The organism is Paenibacillus cymbidii (assembly GCF_004764705.1).
In the GTDB taxonomy this organism is placed as follows: domain Bacteria; phylum Bacillota; class Bacilli; order Paenibacillales; family NBRC-103111; genus Paenibacillus_AN; species Paenibacillus_AN cymbidii.
Window position 1 is genome coordinate 38,305 of sequence record NZ_SHLX01000013.1, and the last position, 18,362, is coordinate 56,666.

General features: G+C 51.3%; 17 protein-coding genes. 1 reads left to right on the forward strand and 16 read right to left on the reverse strand.

Annotated elements, in window-relative coordinates; genetic code table 11:
• Nucleotides 1–41 precede the first annotated feature (41 nt).
• The 16 genes from EXY20_RS18545 to EXY20_RS18615 form a co-directional block, all read right to left on the reverse strand.
• Nucleotides 42–416 carry a Rieske (2Fe-2S) protein gene (locus EXY20_RS18545; protein ID WP_135553598.1) on the reverse strand — a complete coding sequence of 125 codons (375 nt, stop codon included), beginning with the start codon at nucleotides 414–416 and terminating at the stop codon, nucleotides 42–44.
• On the reverse strand, nucleotides 413–1,540 hold the full coding sequence (locus tag EXY20_RS18550; RefSeq protein WP_135553599.1) for an amidohydrolase family protein: 1,128 nt from the start codon (nucleotides 1,538–1,540) through the stop codon (nucleotides 413–415). The genes EXY20_RS18545 and EXY20_RS18550 overlap by 4 nt, the downstream gene beginning before the upstream one ends.
• Nucleotides 1,541–1,633: 93 nt before the next feature.
• Nucleotides 1,634–3,067, reverse strand: coding sequence for a hypothetical protein (locus tag EXY20_RS18555; protein ID WP_135553600.1), 1,434 nt, complete (start codon nucleotides 3,065–3,067; stop codon nucleotides 1,634–1,636).
• Nucleotides 3,068–3,111: 44 nt separating this feature from the next.
• Nucleotides 3,112–3,498: a RidA family protein gene (locus tag EXY20_RS18560; protein WP_135553601.1), complete on the reverse strand. Its 387-nt coding sequence runs from the start codon at nucleotides 3,496–3,498 to the stop codon at nucleotides 3,112–3,114.
• A 47-nt stretch (nucleotides 3,499–3,545) separates the two neighbouring features.
• Entirely contained in the window at nucleotides 3,546–4,346 is an 801-nt protein-coding gene (locus EXY20_RS18565; RefSeq protein WP_135553602.1) for an SDR family NAD(P)-dependent oxidoreductase, read from the reverse strand.
• Nucleotides 4,343–5,089: an SDR family NAD(P)-dependent oxidoreductase gene (locus EXY20_RS18570; RefSeq protein WP_135553603.1), complete on the reverse strand. Its 747-nt coding sequence runs from the start codon at nucleotides 5,087–5,089 to the stop codon at nucleotides 4,343–4,345. The genes EXY20_RS18565 and EXY20_RS18570 overlap by 4 nt, the downstream gene beginning before the upstream one ends.
• A 22-nt stretch (nucleotides 5,090–5,111) precedes the next feature.
• On the reverse strand, nucleotides 5,112–6,296 hold the full coding sequence (locus tag EXY20_RS18575; protein WP_135553604.1) for a dihydrolipoamide acetyltransferase family protein: 1,185 nt from the start codon (nucleotides 6,294–6,296) through the stop codon (nucleotides 5,112–5,114).
• Nucleotides 6,297–6,314: 18 nt separating this feature from the next.
• Complete coding sequence (locus tag EXY20_RS39500; RefSeq protein ID WP_207671293.1) at nucleotides 6,315–7,286, reverse strand: alpha-ketoacid dehydrogenase subunit beta; 972 nt, start codon at nucleotides 7,284–7,286, stop codon at nucleotides 6,315–6,317.
• 27 nt (nucleotides 7,287–7,313) lie between these two features.
• Nucleotides 7,314–8,267, reverse strand: coding sequence for a thiamine pyrophosphate-dependent dehydrogenase E1 component subunit alpha (locus EXY20_RS39505; protein WP_235886098.1), 954 nt, complete (start codon nucleotides 8,265–8,267; stop codon nucleotides 7,314–7,316).
• Entirely contained in the window at nucleotides 8,267–8,734 is a 468-nt protein-coding gene (locus tag EXY20_RS18585; protein ID WP_135553605.1) for a VOC family protein, read from the reverse strand. The genes EXY20_RS39505 and EXY20_RS18585 overlap by 1 nt, the downstream gene beginning before the upstream one ends.
• A gap of 27 nt (nucleotides 8,735–8,761) precedes the next feature.
• Entirely contained in the window at nucleotides 8,762–9,883 is a 1,122-nt protein-coding gene (locus EXY20_RS18590; protein WP_135553606.1) for a mandelate racemase/muconate lactonizing enzyme family protein, read from the reverse strand.
• 31 nt (nucleotides 9,884–9,914) lie between these two features.
• On the reverse strand, nucleotides 9,915–11,393 hold the full coding sequence (locus EXY20_RS18595) for a hypothetical protein (RefSeq protein WP_135553607.1): 1,479 nt from the start codon (nucleotides 11,391–11,393) through the stop codon (nucleotides 9,915–9,917).
• 39 nt (nucleotides 11,394–11,432) lie between these two features.
• Complete coding sequence (locus tag EXY20_RS18600) at nucleotides 11,433–12,827, reverse strand: response regulator transcription factor (protein ID WP_135553608.1); 1,395 nt, start codon at nucleotides 12,825–12,827, stop codon at nucleotides 11,433–11,435.
• Between the two features lie 70 nt (nucleotides 12,828–12,897).
• The gene (locus tag EXY20_RS18605; protein ID WP_135553609.1) at nucleotides 12,898–13,728 is read right to left on the reverse strand and encodes a carbohydrate ABC transporter permease; all 831 of its coding nucleotides are present in this window, start codon (nucleotides 13,726–13,728) and stop codon (nucleotides 12,898–12,900) included.
• 31 nt (nucleotides 13,729–13,759) lie between these two features.
• Nucleotides 13,760–14,704: a carbohydrate ABC transporter permease gene (locus EXY20_RS18610; protein ID WP_135553736.1), complete on the reverse strand. Its 945-nt coding sequence runs from the start codon at nucleotides 14,702–14,704 to the stop codon at nucleotides 13,760–13,762.
• 65 nt (nucleotides 14,705–14,769) lie between these two features.
• A complete protein-coding gene (locus tag EXY20_RS18615) occupies nucleotides 14,770–16,281 on the reverse strand; it encodes an ABC transporter substrate-binding protein (RefSeq protein ID WP_167859352.1) in 1,512 nt (503 codons plus the stop codon).
• Between the two features lie 167 nt (nucleotides 16,282–16,448).
• Here EXY20_RS18615 and EXY20_RS18620 point away from each other — a divergent pair, with 167 nt between their 5' ends.
• Nucleotides 16,449–18,251 carry a sensor histidine kinase gene (locus tag EXY20_RS18620; RefSeq protein ID WP_135553611.1) on the forward strand — a complete coding sequence of 601 codons (1,803 nt, stop codon included), beginning with the start codon at nucleotides 16,449–16,451 and terminating at the stop codon, nucleotides 18,249–18,251.
• Nucleotides 18,252–18,362: the final 111 nt, after the last annotated feature.

Here is an 18,362-nt window from a genome sequence, read left to right on the forward strand (position 1 = left end):
CCGAAGCTTACTGCCACTTCATATAATGGATGACACCACCATCAATCGGGCAAATCGACTTGCAAATTACCGTCGGCATCCACCGTTACTTCATAAGTTTTGACTTTCCAATCCTGGCGGAACAAGCACTGCCCGGTGCGGATATCGAATTCAATTCCATGCCAGGGGCAGGCAACCAGATTTTTCTCCGCTGCCACATATTCTCTTAATTTGCGGTCTGCCGTGACCTCTCCTTCAATTTGATCGAACACGCCGGCCCCCTCGCACAGCGACATCCCTTGGTGGGGACAGAGGTTTTTCAACGCATAATAACCTTCGTCTACTTTAAATACGCCAAACGAGTGGCGTCCGACGGTAAACACCTTATGCTTGCCGACGGTAATTTCCGATGAATGACAGATCGCTTGTTTGCTCATCGTTTCGTTGTCGCCTCCGTCTCGATCCCGGCCGGATGATATTTGAACCGCATCACCTTGCGTGCGTTCTCGCCCAGTATGTTGATCTTGTCCTGCTCCGACAGGAAGGTCAGACGTTCGATGCAGGACGGATGATCCCAATCGTAATGCGGATAATCGGAGGCATACATCAAGGTGTTGGGCGCATCGATCATCTCGAATACCATCTTTAAATGGTTGATGTTGCTTGGCAATTCCAGCGGCTGGGTGCCGTAATAGAAATCCTTCACATATTCGCTCGGCAGCTTCTTGAGCCACGGCGTTTCCGAACGGCGGCGCATGTATTCATTGTCCAACCGGTACATCATTTGCGGAATATAGAAGATGCCGGATTCCTGCAGAATAAAGTCCAGCTTCGGATAACGCTCCTTCACGCCCTGCATGACCAGACTGGTCAACTGAATCATATTGCTGATGGCAAAATCCAGGCCGTGCGCCTCCGACCACTTGCCAAAACCGTGCGCATACGTATTGGCATCCGGTCCGGAAAAAGCGCTGTGCAGGATGCAGGGAAGCTTGAATTTTTCCGCCGCATCGTAAATGGGGTCATAGAAGCGATCGCCCAGCGGCGGCATCGGTCCCTGGGTCACGAACAGGATCGCGCAAAATCCAGGTTCCGCGCCGTATCTTTCCACCAATTTGGCCGCTTCAACCGGGTCTTGCGATGGAACGGGCAGGCAGCAGTAAATGCCTTTCTCCGGATCGACGATATCGTCAAGCATATACTGGACGTGTGCCTCGGCCAATACATTGGCGCGATCCTTGTCATTAATGTTGGCCAATTGCAATAACTGGCTGGGCACCATAATAATCGTTTCAAAATCCAGCATTTCCATCGTCTCCAGGATGCTTTCCCGCGACGATTCGATCCCTTGGGTTCGCTGCAGCAGCTCCTTATGCTTGCCTACCCGGACACGGCCTCCCATCATCGCATCATGTGTAATTCCCCCGCCGACCTGTCTGTAATACTTGCCGCTCCAGTCGCGAATCCGGCTTTTCCAAGGTTCTTCCATATACTTGTGAAGCGGTCTCGGGTCATCCTGGTAGTGCGCATCGACATCGACAATTCTGTACTTTGACGCCATTGTACTTCCTCCTTGTATGGATCTTTATCATTTACGCAATATCAGCATCGTTACAGATGCAACACGGCTGTTATTGCAATAAATAGCAGATGATTATATGCCGTAAAATTCGGAGCCGGTTCGCTTGAACGCCGGATTGTTGTACACATAATCCATAGCGATCAGACGGGTCCAATAGTTCTGCGCGTGATCCCTTGCAAATTTGCGAACATATACACCGGAGTGGACGATAGCCGGATTTTCGCTTTGAATTCTGGTTTTGCATGCCGCTGACGCTTTGCCTTCCCCGTAGCCGTTGTAACAGAGCGCATAGTCGTTCTGATGCTCCATACAATCGACGGTATAAATATATTCGCCGGTAACTTCAAGCACCATTCCGATGTGGCGTGTTCCCACAGCGACCAGATCGCCCGGTTGAATTCCGCCCGCTAAGGCTTGATCCGCATCGTTCCAGGTGGGATGATAGGAAAGCGGCTTGCCGGTTTCGCCGGTCAGTTCAAAGCTGTTCCTGTCGCTCGTATCGCGTCCGCCGATGCCGTTGCCGAGAAAGGATGCGTTTATTTTGACAATCGGATAGCGATTATCGCTTTTGTTAAAATCGTAGTTAATATGACGATAGTAAGCAATCATGCTGTCCATATCCCGGCACAGATCGAATCCCCCGTTGTTTATGGCCCAGTAGACAAATGCACTGCAATTCGTTCCATGAAGCTTGGCCGGATTCTCCACCTTATTCTCCGTATTCTGGTACAACGTATCATCCAGACAGCCCCAACCCGTCGTCTCGCTGTCAATGTTCAGACCGTCTTGATACTTCAACCGGTACAGCGGAGTGCCGGGTACCGCTATCGCACCGTCATGATAAATGCCCCCGTTGCCGGACACATAATTCACGTCAAAGGGAAAGTCCACAGCCAAATATTTCGCCGCAGCCACAACTCCCGCACGCGTGCCGAATCCCGCCGCACGCACGCACGTCTTTAATTCATTCTGCAGCGCTGTCCTGCCCTCTTCCGTGAGCAGGTTATCGCAGGAAATCGATTGAGGCGCATTGCCCCCCGAATCCGAATCCTGCAATACCTCTTCCATGGAAGTATACGTTCTTAGAAAGGTGCGCGGTGCCGCATCTACCGTCGTCCAATGATTTCGCCAAGGCCGATCCGGACCTATATAGGCAAATGTCCGGTCGCCCAACTCGCTGGAGCGCGACTCCGCTGAAGATATTCGCAGCGCGATCTCTTCCGCTTGCTCGAACGACAGCGTTTGTGTCACCGTGACCGATTCCGTACGGGAAGGGTGAAGCTGCCTGGCTCCCGCCAGCGAGGGCTTGAATCTTCTCCACTTCCCTGGCTGTCTTCGGGAGTCGTTAATAAACAGCGGATATTCCGGGTCGGAGGCATCATCCCCGGTTCCGTATACCCCGTATTGAAACGCCACATTCCAACGCTCCTCCGCTTCGCGCGGACTTCCGTCAAATGAGGCTGCATGGGATTCCGCCTGACCGATCTTTCGTTTTGTGCCGCTCATCGCCGTTTTACCCTCCTCATCAGTTGCTGCCCGGCTGCCTCTTTCTATTCGTTCACCAAGGCATGCGCCTCGATCTCGACCAGCAGCTCCGGAAGAATCAACGACCTCACTTCTACCATGGAAGATACGGGGTCGACCTCGCGGAAATATTCGCCATGCGCTCGGGCCACTTCTTCGAACCGGGTTATATCCGTTACGTAAATTCGTGTCCGGAATACATCGGACAGGCTGGCCCCCAGCGGTTCCAATGCTTCCTGGATGATCTGGCAAATGCGTTTCGTTTGCGCGTAGGCATCGTGAACGCCAACCACCGCTCCGTCTTTCATCGCCGTCGTGCCGGATACTTCAACGAGCGCACCGATCCGTATGGCCCGGCAATATCCCATCGCGGATTCCCAAGGCGCGCCTGAATACACTCGCTTGCGTTCCATCGCCAACTGCTTTCCTCCTCTGCGGTAATGTCCTTGCCCATCCGCTGCTACTGCGCCAGGAAGCCGCCGTCTACGGCCAGCAGATGCCCGGTCACCATCGAAGCGGCATCGGAAGCCAGAAAGACGGTCGCTCCGATGATCTCATGCGGCAGTCCGTACCGGCGCAGCGGAACGCGTCCGATCGTCTTCTTCTGCAGTTCTTCCGCCGTAGGCACTCTTGTTGCGCCTTTATAGAATTGGTCCCGATTGTCTGCGACCTTGCCCATCGGCGTTTCAAACCACGAGGGCATCAACCCGTTGACGGCAACATGGCAGTCCGCCCATTCCACCGCCAACGTTCGGGTAATCTGAACCACGGCTCCCTTGCTCATCGAATAGGCGACCGATTCGGGAAGACCCACCGTCGCAAAGATGGAAGCGACATTGATGATCCGTCCGCCGCCTTGCCTGATCATGACACTGCCTACGGATTGGCAGGCGTAGAACAACCCGTTCAGATTGATGTTCAGGATCCGCTCGAACAACTCCTCGGGGAAGTCTTCGCTGGGATGGCGCTGCGTAATGCCGGCCGCGTTGACGAGAATGTCGATTCGTCCATAATCGGCGACAACCGCATCCGTCATCGCTTGCACAGCAGACGCGTCCGTGATGTCCGTCAGAAACGTCCTTGCTTTGCGGCCGATCCGTTCGATCTCCCGCTTGACCGCAGCCAAGCGTTCCGCATTCACGTCCGCCACGGCCACGTCCGCCCCGGCATTGGCCAATCCGATCGCTTGCTGCCGGCCCAGCCCGCCTGCGCCGCCAACAACGATCGCCGTTTTCCCGCTCAAATCAAATGGGTTGTTCATTGCGCCGTGTAGCCCCCATCCACGTATACAATTTGCCCCGTCACCCGCGAGGAAGCTCCCGAAGCCAAATAAACCGCCGTTCCCGCGAGCTCCTCCGGTTGGGTCATACGGCCGGCCGGACTTCTGCCGATCATCTCCAGCAGCGGTTCATCCGCTTCGCGCATCCCGTCATTCCAGGCGGCGATCGCGTTCACCCGCACGCCCCGCGGGAACCATTCCACCCCAAGCGTGCGCGTCAACTGATCCACACTGCCCTTGCAGGCGGCGAAAGCCACCGATTGAACGATACCGAGCGTGCCCGCGACCGAAGACAAATTAATGATGCTCCCTGATCCTTGCTGCAGCATTAGCTTGCCTACGGCCTGACAAGCGTAGAATACCCCCTTGATGTTGACATGGACGGCTTTATGCCAGGCATCGCGTCCCAGCTCAGCGGCAGGCGCCCGTTCATAATGCTCCCTTGCATTCACCAGAATATCGATTTTCCCGCAATCCGCCCCGATTGTCTCTGCGAGCCGCAACGCCTGCTCTTTTTGCGAAGGATCGGCAATCCGGCTTTCCGGCTTGAACCCACGCCTCTCGAGAACTCCCGCCGCCGCTTCCAGCGGTCCGCTTTCCGGATCGGCCACGACCAGCTTCGCGCCTGCCGCGCCAAGCGCCTGCGCAATCGCCACTCCCGTCTCCCCGGCTCCGATAACCAAAGCGACCTTGCCCGTTAAATCGAATCCCGTCCCCTTGTCCATGGCCAAACTCCTATCCGGATCATTAAATTAGCTGCCAATCTGCGGATTGCAGGCGATTGACCAAATCGTGCATAAACGCTGCGGCAGGTGCGCCGTCGATCACCCGATGGTCGAAGCTGCCCGTGATGTACATCACCGGCCGCACCTCCAGCTTCCCTGCGTTGACCACGGCTTCGTCGCGAACCGTCCCCACGGCAAGGATAAGACTTTCCGGCGGATTGACTATCGCTTGGAATTGCTCCACTCCATACGCTCCCAGATTCGATACGGTGACGGTCCCTCCCGACAAATCGGCGGCCCGATGGGTGCGATTGCGAATGGCATCCACCCGCTGCATTCTCATGGAAGCGATCTCCGCAACGGAAAGCTTCTCCGCTTCATGGATGACCGGCACGATCAGCCCGTTGTCGACGGATACCGCAAGCCCGACATGAACCTGTTCATGCAGGACAATATGACTCTGCTCTTCCTGCGGATGACCGATAAAGGAAGCATTCAGCGACGGATGTTCAACCAAGGTTTCCGCAACCGCCCGAATAATAAAATCCGTCAGCGACAGCTTGATCTGTTTCTTCAACAAGCTTGCCTGTATGAGTTGTTTGACGTTCAGCATGGAGCTGACATCTACCCGCCGGGTAAGCGAAAATTGCGGGACGGTCTGAACGCTTTCCAACATTCGTTTGGCAATCGTTCGGCGCATCGGCGACAATGGAACCATGCGTCCCGTACCGGTCGTCTCCGGCGCAGCGCCAACGGCCGCGAACGAAGGGGCAACGACATCGGCACGCTGCCGTGAAGCGGCCTGCTCGATATCACGATGAACAATACGATAGCCCGGCCCGCTTCCTGTCAACGCCTTGTAATCGACGCCCAATTCCCGGGCTCTTCTGCGCGCTGACGGCGATATCGCTACATGGATGGGCGAAACCGCGTCAGCGGCGACGGAGACGGATGGCGCCGGCGCCTCTCCACTGCCAAGCAAAATCGCAATCGGCGCCCCCACCGAAGCCTCATCTCCGGCTTCAACGAGAAAACGTTCGATTATGCCGTCCTCCGGCATCGGAAGCTCAATGACCGCTTTATCGGTTTCTATTTCTGCGATCGCCTCATCTTTGGCAATCCATTGACCCAACGGGGCCAGCCACTGAACAATCCTTCCTTCGTCCATGGTCAAGCTCAGCTTGGGCAGATTAATGAATATAGACACCCGATTTCACCACCGCATTCAAAATTGCGACCTCACCGCTTCCACAATATCGGAAACCTGGGGAATCGTTTGTTTTTCCAAATCTCGGTTGTAGGGCAAGGGAACGTCCTTGGTCGCCACGCGTTTAATCGGCGCATCCAGATAATCGAACGCTTTCTCCTGAAGCACCGCGCAAACCTCGGCTCCCCAGCCGAAGGAACGTGTGGCTTCATGGACCACGACCGCGCGCATCGTCTTGCGGAGCGATTCCACCAAGGCCTGTTCATCCAACGGATTCAAGGTTCGCAGATCGATTACTTCGGCGGACAGGCCTTCCTTCTCCAGCTGTTCGGCGGCCTCCAGGCAGAAATCGACCATGCGGGATACGCCGATCAGCGTCACATCCCGGCCCTGCCGGCTCACTTCCGCCTTTCCTAGCGGGATCGCGTAATCTTCTTCCGGCACCTGCCCTTTTTTGTTGTACAGCATTTTGTTTTCGATAAACACAACCGGCCCGGGGTCGCGAATCGCCGCTTTCAACAAACCTTTCGCATCGTACGGCGTGGACGGAATCACTACCTTCAAACCGGGGATATGGGCGAATACCGTTTCCAGACTTTGCGAATGCTGAGCGCTGTTGCCGCGCCCCGCTCCGCCCTGCGTGCGAATCACCAGCGGGACGCGAGTCTGTCCCCCCGACATATAAGCAAGCTTCGCGGCCTGGTTCATGATCTGATCCATGGCCACCGCCGTAAAATCCACCCACATGATCTCGATCACGGGAATCAGTCCCGTCATAGCCGCGCCGATGCCGGCGCCGATAAAACCTGCCTCGGATATGGGCGTATCCCGCACCCGCCGTTCGCCGAATTGCCCGATCAAATCCTTCGTCACCTTAAAAATACCGCCGTATTCGCCAATGTCCTCTCCCATCAGGAATACGCGCTCATCCCGGGCCATCTCCTCCCGGAGCGCTTCGTTCAGCGCCTGTGCCATCGTGATTTCACGCATCGCGCTTGCTCCTTCCGATCCCGAAACTTAATACACGTCCGTGCCGATTGCCTCCGGTCCCGGTTCGTGGCTCAGTCGCGCCGATGCCGCCGCTTGCTCCAGCATGGCGCTCAACTCCCGCTCCCATTCGGCCAATGAAGCTTCCGTTGCGCTGCCCTGCTCCAACATTTTCCACTTCAAGCGCTCCAGCGGGTCCTTGCCGCGCCATTCTGCGACCTCATCCTTGCTCCGGTACGTTTCCGTGTCGCCGAACATGTGCCCTTGCAGGCGGTACGTTTTGGCCTCGATCATCGTCGGCCCTTCTCCCCGTCTGGCCCGTTCCACGGCGGCAAGCGCCGTCTCGAACACGGCTTCCGCATCGTTGCCGTCGGCCATAACCCCGGGAATGCAGAAGCCGGCGGCCCGTTCGACCAGATCCTTGTTTTTGACGGAACGATGGAAAGGCGTCATTTCCGCGTACAAGTTATTCTCGCAAACGAAAATGACAGGCAGGCTCCATACGGCCGCCAAATTCAGCGCTTCCGAAACCGCCCCTTGATTGATCGCTCCATCGCCAAAAAAGGCGACGGAAACGCGGTCGCTTCCGCTCATCCGGGCGGACAACGCCGCACCCACGGAAATCGGTACCCCGGCACCAACAATACCGTTGGCGCCCAGAATGCCGGTTTGCACATCCGTGATATGCATCGGACCGCCCTTGCCCCGGCAGTAACCGTCCACCCTGCCAAGCAATTCGGCGAACAGCTTGTAGGGCTCCGCCCCTTTCGCCAGATGCTGGCCTCTCCCGCGGTAAGTGGTTGTAATATAATCATCGGTTCGCAGTGCGGAACAGACCCCAACCGCCACGGCCTCTTGACCGATGCAGGAATGATACGAGCCGCCGATCAAGCCTTCTTTATACAGCTCGATCGCCATTTCCTCAAAACGCCTGATCGTGTACATGCCGCGGTAAAATCGCTGCAGCTTGTCATCCATAGTCATCACCTTTCTTTCGTCTTCGGCGAATCCGTTTCCGGTAAGACGCCGGCAAGCTCCAGCGTATAGCCGTCCGGATCGAAGAAGTACACCGCACCCATGCCCGCATTGGGGCCTTCGCGAATAGCGACGGGAGCCGTACGGAAGCGGACGCCCGCCTGCTGCAATCGTTCATATTCGGCATAAATGTCATCGGTTGCAAAACATATATGCGCGCTGCCGACATGGTAATTCGTCTTGTCCAGATCGATGCCCGCCGGGGCAACATATTGAATCAATTCCAGTTGGACGTTATAGCCGTTTAAATAAGCCACATGCATTTCCGCATCGGCATACCCGGTAATGGCCCTCAGATAGTCCGCGGTCAAATGCCTGCGATCCGAAGCCACTTGAAACCCGAGCCGGCGATAAAAGGCGATGGACCGTTCCATCTCTTTGATCGTAAAGGATACATGATGAATCGATTGAATCATGGCAAGCCCGCCTTTCCTTCATTCCCCTTATACAGACAATACCTGGGCGGTATGTGCCGCAATAAAATCCGCATCCAACTCATAGCCGAGCCCCGGCGTATGTTTGGGAATCGCATCGCCGTCCTTTAATTCGTAGCTGCGGCCGGCAATCAGATGGAAGCTGCTGTTTCTCCCCGCTGTCGATACCACCTCGATCAGGCTGCAGCCGGGCAAAGCCAATGCCAGATGAAGGTGGAGCGGAGCAAAGTAGTGAGGGATCAGCGAAAGGTTCCATGAAACCGCCATAGATGCAATTTTCTGCCATTCCGAGACCCCCCCGCACAGCGTCGCGTCCGCACGAACGATATCCATACAGCCTTCCTTCATATAGTCGAGAAAGGTCCATCTTCCCGCGATAAACTCGCCTACAGCCAGAGGGACGGAAGACGTTTGCCGCAGCCAGGCCAATCCCGCCCGCTGCTCGGGAGGCAGCGGCTCCTCCACGAAAGCCAGTCCGCCGGTTTCCCGATCGGCCTGCTCGATCCACCTTAGTACCGCTTTCGGGTCTTCCCACGCCCCGTTGGCATCCACCCCAAGCTTGATCCCTGCCGGCAGATGGTTGCGTACGGCGGTAAACCGGGCAAGATCCTCTTCCATGGACGCGCCGCCCACCACCAGCTTCAACTGCCTGTAGCCTTGATCGACATAGTCCATAAACTCGCGGCAAAGCTCGCCGATTCCTTTGTCCGCGCTGTAGTAGCCGCCCGCCATCATAACCGGCACCGAGTCCCTGTAGCCGCCGAGCAGCCGATGAAGCGGCACGTTCATCGTTGTCGACTTCAAATCCCACAGGGCGATGTCCACCAGACTGAGGGCCCGCATCAGGGCGCCTTGCCTTCCATTCAAGCGAACGCCGCGATACATCGCTTCCCATAATCGCTCGATCTGCCCGGCCGGCTGGTTCATGATCAGAGGCGCCAGCTGCGAAACGACGAGATCAGCCAGATTGGCGCCTCTGGTGAAAGCAAGCGCATGGCCTTTGCTTCCGCGATCCGTCGTCAGCTCGACCAGACAGTATTCCCTTTGCTTGACCGCATAGCCCCCCAGCCAAACCGGACTTTCCAGGGGCACGACGAGCTGGCGGGCAGCCACATTCTTTATCGTTTCCATGCTTGAAGTCACTCCCCGTCACGTTCTTCCTTTAGATCTGCTCCGCATTTTCTTTCCATAGTTCCCGAAGCCCATTCACCAAATGGTCAGCCAGTTCCTGACCGCCCTCCGGACCGATCGCATTGCTCGCCGGAACCGACCCGTAACCTCCGCCTTTCACAGAACGCAGACTTGGCACATAACTCCCTTGACCCGTCAATTGAACCAAAAAAGTTTGCAACGCCGGACTGCGAAGCTTGATTTGAATCCCGAAGTCAAGGTAGTATTCATAAGGAACGGTAGCAAAAGCTACATCCCCCAAACGTACCAGGTGCAATTCTGTCGTTTGTGTAGAAACCGTTTTTTGTTGCTCATATCGCGTAATCACCCGCTGATTCCATAAGATCCGGCGATACGCGGCGGTTAGCGGAACGTACCAACGCGGCTGTTGATGCCGTTCAGCTTGATTGTCCAGCTTCAGCTTCTCTTGTCTATACTGAAGAAGAAGTTTATCGATTTCCATTTGTGCTTGTTCAACATCGGCTGCCGTCAATTGGTTGAGTGCAAGCTGGACTGTTCTCGCTTGATGCCGGAGGATGGGATGATAATCGACCTGCCGGCTGATGTATGGCACCATTTCTTCTATGGAAGCGGCGATCCGGTGGGCAATCTCTTCCCGCATGGATCTTCCTTTAAGCTTCAACATCCGCTCGTTCGCCTTATGATCGTACAGCAACGATGGACTTTGGTCCCCGGCGACGCTGCATTGCGGCAGAATAAACAGCTCTTCGCCGAATCTCCGGCGAATTTCGATACGGGTTTCATGCCAGAAATCCGAACTGATTAAAAATTCTTCCATGGTCTCTTGAGACGGACAAGCAAGATTCACAATCAGCCCGGTCAGTTGGCGATTCGCGTCATAGCTCGCAAGCAACTGAACGCTATGGTCTTCGTGCCCTTCAATATGACGGAATGAATCGTAGAGGGCCGGTTCTCCGTTATACATGGTCGATTTCCCGTCTTTATCCACCCACCTGCGATTGCGCCCAACCTGGGCATAGCCCAAGCCAAATGCGATCCCGCCTTGTTTACGCAATTGCCATGCCCGGACAATGACTTCAACCAACCGTTCGGACAAAAAGTTCACATAATCTTCGACCGGCCTGACATCCAATTCGAGTTTGCTTCCTCCAATCGAGGTATGGTCTGAATCTCTGGCAGGAAGACGATGTTCAGGCGCTGTGTGCGTATGTGTCGCATTGAATACGACTCGCATCGGTTCAAGCCCCTCCGCCTGCCCTTGCAATTGCAAGCGCACCCGATCGCGAAGCGGCTCGGGGATATTAATCAAATCGCAGCTGACAAAAACGATTTGCTCCCTGCCCGATTCCATCGCACAGGCTGTTGCTGTCAAACCATCCTTTATCCCTTCAGAAAGTCGGGAATATAATTGCCCCGCCAAAAATACAGGCCACAACGGGGTAATGTCGGTTTGTGCCCAGCCTACCTTTAATTCAACGCCATTAACCATATACATACTCCTTTTTACAATCTATTGCTGTATTACCTCTTATTCCTTTCGCCTGTATTGTTGCGGCAGGACATGAAATTCTTTTTTAAACAACATACTGAAGTAACGATAATTCGAATAACCCAACTCGGTTGACACCTCATGAACCTTCTTGGCCGTATGCTGAAGCAGATAACTTGCCCGAATCATCTTGTTTTTGGTTAAATACTGAATGAAGTTGATACCGGTTTGCTTTTTGAACACTTTACTCAAAGCAACAGGATGAATATGGAATTGCTCTGCAAAACGATCCAGGCTCATCTGTTGGTAATCGTTAAAATTGTCGATCATCGCCAGGATCCGCTCCACGATCTCGCGATCGGTCAATTTATTGGGCCCTGCCAAACTGTACAATGCGGAAAGCCCTTTATGCACCAAATAGTCCATCCGGTTGCGCAGCACACTCCATGTCTCGGATGAATGGACCCAATCTTCCCAATAAGCCTTGTCGGTTTCCTCGATAAACCGCATATTTCTATTCTGAACAGCGCCATCCAAAGCGCTTAACAACATCACGCATTCCCTTTGCAGCAATGGAAGTGAAATTTCACCGATAGAAGCGGTCCATTGATCAAACAAATGGTGGATTTCGTTCAAATCCGCCTTGCCCGATGCGATTCGGGATACCATTTCATGACGCAGCAAGCTGGAGGCAGAAAGCGAGGCGCTGTAAGATTGCTTCATCCTCCTCACTGCCAAATCTCTGGTTTCTTCAAAAAAACAGGCTGCTGTATAGAGTTCCATTTCTTTTCGCAAATGAATACTGAATTCATGGCAATCGTAAAAACAGGCGTCCTCCGACTCCGTTGAATCCGCCAAGGCCACGATCCCGTTCATCCCTTTATAGCCTTCAAACCGAACCAAAACGGCTTGATCCGGAGAAGTTGATTTGTTTTCTCCCATCATGATTTTTTTCCGTTTGTTCGCATCGGACCAGATTTCGGGAAAATCAATGTTGATGATCTTGATGCCGTACCCGGATTGTTCCAATAACCTTAGCTCTTGCTGCAAGTTGATTTGCATCTCATTCATCAAATCGACTTGAACTTTTTCAACAATTTTTTTTAAATCTTTCTCGTAAACCGGTTTTAATAAATAATCTTCTACGCCAAGCAACAGCGCCTCGCGGGCATATTCAAATTCTCCATACCCGGTGAGAATGACGAATCGGGTGTGATGCAGCTTGCCTCTCACTTGTCTAAGCATCTCCAGGCCATTCAGTTCCGGCATATAAATATCGAGAAATACAAGATTGGGCTGAATCAGAAGAAGACGCTCAAGCGCCTTAAAACCATATTCGACATCAAAAATCAGGTTGTCGGAAGATAATAACGTTAGTTTATGAACAATGCTTTCCCGGGTCGTCTTCTCATCTTCAACAACACAAATTTTCATGTCGACCTCGATTCTTCCATCATGCTTGAGTGGAATTGATCGTATGCTTTCTCTCCTGCGGATGTACAGATCAGCCTTTCACCGCACCCGAAATACCTTCAATAAAATATCGTTGAAAAAAGACGAAGATGGTTAACACGGGAATCAGCGCAATGGACGCAGCCGCTGCGAGCCCGGAATAATCCGTACCCGATTTATGAGAAAAATTATACATGCCAACCGCCAATGTTTTCAAACTTGGCGAACCCAATGTGAAGATAAGCGGGACAAAAAACGAATTCCAGGCGTTAATGAATTGGACAATGGCCACCGTAGCAATAATGGGCATGGCCAGCGGCAGGATTACTTTATAATAGGTTTTGATAAACCCGCAGCCGTCCATCTCCGCAGAATCCTCCAACTCCTTGGGGATGGCCCCGAAAAAGGCTGCAAATAGCAGAATGAAAACGACGTGAGCACCCGAGGATTCCACCAGAATGAGCCCTGCCATCGTGTTCAAGAGACCGATCCATTTGATAAATAAATAGACCGGCAAGATCGTATATCCTTTGGGAACAAATAAGGTAAATACGAATAAACCCATGAGAATCTTTCTTCCGGGAAACTCGACTCTTCCCAGCGAGTAGCCCATCAATGAACTTACAATCACAACGACAACGACGACAGAAACGGAAAGGGTAATGGAGTTCAGGAAATAGACATTAAAATGGCCGACTACCCAAGCACGTTTGTAATTGCCCCATTGCGGAATATCCGCCATTAACTTGAGACCGCCGGTTAAAAATTCAGAATCGGTTTTTAAAGAGGAGAATACCATCCAAATTAATGGATAGATCCAAATCAGAGCAATAAGGGCCAACAAGGCATGGATCATAAATCCGACCGATTTATTAATTCTCATATAACAGCAGTCCTTTACTCATTCTTCATGGCTACTTTACGCTATAACGATTGCTAAGCAGCTTGCCCGCAAGAGTCAATAGCAACGTTACCGCAAATACCATCAGACCAAAAATAATTCCGGCCGCCGAGCCAAGTCCGATCCGCGGCATGCCTCCTGTTGTAAATACCGTGTTATAAATGAACAGATCTGCTGTAGTCGTGGCGAAGTATGGCCCGCCTCCTGTTAAAGTGAGTACCAAATCGAATACATTAAATCCCCCGATGATGCTGAGCAATAAAATTACTGCCGCGCCTGGAAGCAGGAGTGGCCACGTAATATGTCGAAACGTATTGATTGCATTGCTTCCGTCGATCTTTGCCGCTTCGTACACATCTTGTGGCAGCGACTGCAGGATCGCCAGCCAATAGACCATTTTTAATCCGAATTGAATCCACGCGCCAATGATAATTAAAATGATCAGCGCTGTGGACGCATCCACAAACCAATTGACAGCTTGATCGATGATACCCAATTTGATCAAGACATTATTGACCAGCGAACCTTCATTGCCGAATATCAGTCTCATCACAATACCGATGATGGCTGTTGTCGAAATCACCGGGATGAAAAATATCGTCCGGAACAATGCCTTCCCTTTCATAAACTTCGCATTAAGCAGCAAGGCCAACGACAATGAACCGGGCATCACAATCACGAGAATGCCGCCGATATAAATAAAACTTGTTTTAACCGCTCTCCAAAACTGTTCATCGGCAATAATGGTTTTAAAATTATCAAGTCCGATGTAATCCTCCAGCGGTCCGAAACCGTAATAATCAAAGAAAACATACACATAGCTCATAATAATCGGATAGATGGTAAAGACCAGAAATAATAATAGCTGCGGGAGAAGGAAAATATACGCCCAAATAATCCTTTTGACCTTTAATGCATGCAACCTGCCGGTTTTCTTTTGAGGTTCTTGAACTGCCATTTGCACTCGAAGCTCACCTCCACGGAACAAGGGCAGGCGATTACACCCACCCTTGATGGTAAATCTTACTTGGACTTATAATTTTCGAATGGCTTCCAACTCGGGAATACGAAATCCTTCTTAGACACGGGAGGATTTTTCTTATTCGCAGTCTCAATGGCGGTATCCCATACCTTGTTCGTATCTGCATTCACCTTGTCAAGGGCTGCTTGCAGATCCGGAATCTGGCCAGCCAAATAACCATAAAATACATTTTCGACGGTGACGGAAGGCTTCTTCGCAGCCGCTTCCGTATACACATCAATCAACTTTTCATTAGCCGTTCTAGGGTTTGGCACGTCTTTGTACAATTTATCGATCATTCCGGTTAACTTGTTGAACAGTTGGGAATCCGTCTTTACCGTCGTATTCACGGCAATAACAGGAGATCTCACCCATCCTTTTTCCACACCGGATTTGAATGTGTCTTCCATGAAAAATTCAATGAACTTCTTCACTTCTTCAGGATGCTTGGTTTTCTTATTCACTTGCCACGATTGTTGATCGCCCGCCCCATTAAAAGGAATATAAAACGGCTTGCCGTCCTTCGTGGGAATGTTCATTACCCCTATTTTGTTTGAATCGAATAGCCAGGTGGACTCAATATGTTGAAAAGTAAAAGCAATGTCTTTGCCATCCAGGAACGGTTGTCTGATTTCGCCGTTTGACATGGTAAGCCAGTTAGGCAGAAACAGCTTTTCGTCATCTAATTTTTTGAAAAATTTCATTGCCTCTACCAATCCGGGATTGTTATATACGTATTGACCCGTGCTGTAGTTAAACCCATCCGAAATCTCCGGATTGACCGATGAAGACATCGCATTTAAATAAGCGGTATGGAACCAAAACAAATCGGACTTGCCCGAGACCGCGATGCCATATTTCAAATTGTTCGCTTCTTTTGTTTTTTTGACGATTTCTATAAACTGATCATAAGTCAATTGCTTGTCCAAATCGGCCTCCGTATAGCCTGCTTTGGCAATCATTTCCTTGTTATAATAGACCAAGGGTACCGCCGGGCGCGGGTCGCGTTGCGGGACATTATACACCTTGCCGTTCAACATGGTTACTCCTTCCGTGAATGTACCGGGTATAAACTCGGCAAGCTTCGCAGGAGGAAAGATATCGTTCAAATCCTTGAGCAAGTCAAGCTGAATCATTTTTTGCAAGGTAATGGTAAGATCGTTCATGAACAAATCCGGCAAGCTATTTCCCGCAATGGCGGCTTGCATCGAGGCTGAATATTGGGCAGCAGGGATGTCATTCACTTCGATTGTGATCAATGGATTTGCTTTCTGAAACCTCTCGATCGTAGTTGTCAGCATATCTCTGTAAGGACGGCCGATTCGATACCAAATTTTGAGAGTAACCGGCTCCTGCGGTTTCTTGACCGTTTCCGCAGGTTTTACGCTGGCAGAACTGGCCGGACTGGCCGGACTGCTTGCTGTCGGTTCGTTTTTGGTGCCGGAACATGCCGCCAAGAAAACACTCAATGACAAAATGACCACCATTGCAAGCAACAAATTTCTTTTTGTCATCCAACTTCCCCTTTTCAATGAGTTATGGTTGCCTCGTAATCGTACCATCCTTTTTTGACCCCCATTGTTATAACTTTTTAATAAAATTGTACTACTTTTTTTGCGCAACGTTTGCATATTGAACAGGCAATTCGCTTTGTAGTATATTGCTAGTGAGGTGGATCACGATGTTCCAAACTTCCAGCCCCTTGAAGAACCAGCTGTTTTTCATTCTGATCCTTTGTTTGATTGCACCCTTGTTTATCGTCAGTTACTTTTCGCAATTCTCCATGTACCACGCAAGCACAAAGTTTGTTACGGAAAATTCCGAACTCAATGCCGACAACGGAGTTGCAATCATTGAATCGTATTTCACCCAATTCGAAAAAACCATCAACGATTTGTCCTTCACCGCGCCGTTTCAACTTTTTCTGCAAAACCTTGATGATCCCACCTATTCTCAACAACTGTTCGGCTTCGAGATTGAAAAGCCGCTGCGGATTGCAATCATTAACAAATCCGAGGTAGTCGATGTCATGTTTATTGCCCGTTCCTCCACCATTTATCCGGCCATGAAGAATAGAAACGCTCTTTTGGATCCTTCCTATCAAATAGGAAACGACCCTGCTTATGAGCAAGTTTTCTCGAAAAACTCCTCTCAATTAATCGGGCCCCATGAACTTAAGTTTATTCAATCCCCTAGACCAACTGTTGTCTCTGTTATTAAGCCCATGATCAATTATGCGAATTTTACGATTGATGGATGGTTTATGATTAATTTTGATGCAAAGTCGATCATGGAGATCCTGACTGCAGCTCATTCGGAGAAAACAAACACTTTTCTTCTTTACAACATCCGCAACGGCATGTATATCGCCGATAAGAACGTTTCGGACGATATCCTCCAGGAAGTGAATACTCTTTTTCGCAACAACGCTGCAAATGTGGAAAGTCAGATTATCAACATCCGCTCGATCGATTATTTGCTTACCAACCGAACCTTGATGTTCGAGGATTGGAGATTGGTCAGCTTGATCTCCTTCGACACCTTGATGAAGGGGACCAAATCCACCCGAAATTTGACCTACATCATCGGTGCCATCTGCTTTGTGGTCGCCTCGCTTCTATCCTTCGTCTTTATTATGCAAATCTTGAAACCGGTATATCGGTTAAAACACAGCATGAATTTGTTCGGCAACGGCATTATTTCCAAGGTGCGCAAAATCCCTCGAAACGAACTGGGGTATTTGATCCAGACTTTCAATCAAATGCTGGATGAACGCAAGAAAATGGAGGATGAGATTGTTCAGAAGACGATTTGGGGCAAGGAAAAAGAACTGCTTCAGTTGCAGGCGCAGGTGAATCCGCATTTTCTATTCAACACGTTGGGCACCATTGAAGCTTTAGCCGATCGTGGGCAAAAGCGGGATGTTGCGGAACTGATCCACGAAGTCGCCAACATTCTCCGGTACAATATCCGCAATGACAAGGGATGGGTAAAGCTGCATGAAGAAATCGAGTATGTGAAATACTTTCAAAACATTCATTTCTACCGGTACCATCGGCCCGTTGCGATCCATTACCACGTGGATGAAAGCGCTAACAACCTTTTGTTTATCAAACTTGGCTTGCAGCCTTTTGTCGAAAATGCGCTGAAATACGGATGGAACGAATTGAAGAATGCCGACTATTTTGCCGTCGAGCTTCAGATTGCGTTGGTCGATAACCGTCTTCAAATCCAGATCTCCGACAATGGGCCCGGATTCGATCCACAGGTGTTGGAACATCTTCGGGAGATGCTGCAATCGCCTGCAGATCGGATTCCTGCCTACTTCTCCAGACATACCGGGATCTTCAATACTTATCGACGCTTTCGACTCATCTACGGCGATGCGTTATCCATGTCCTTTCATAACCGGGAGCACGCCGGGGCTGCTGTAACGATCAACATCCCCCTTTCAGTTCCCGACCCTTCCGCAGACGTTGAATAATTCTTTCTCGACCTGATGGTGTTGCCCGCGGCAAGAGCCTAACAGTTCCTACACACAGCAACAACCCCGGCAGGGGCTGCTTTCGCATTCCTGCCAGGGTTGTTGGAAAGG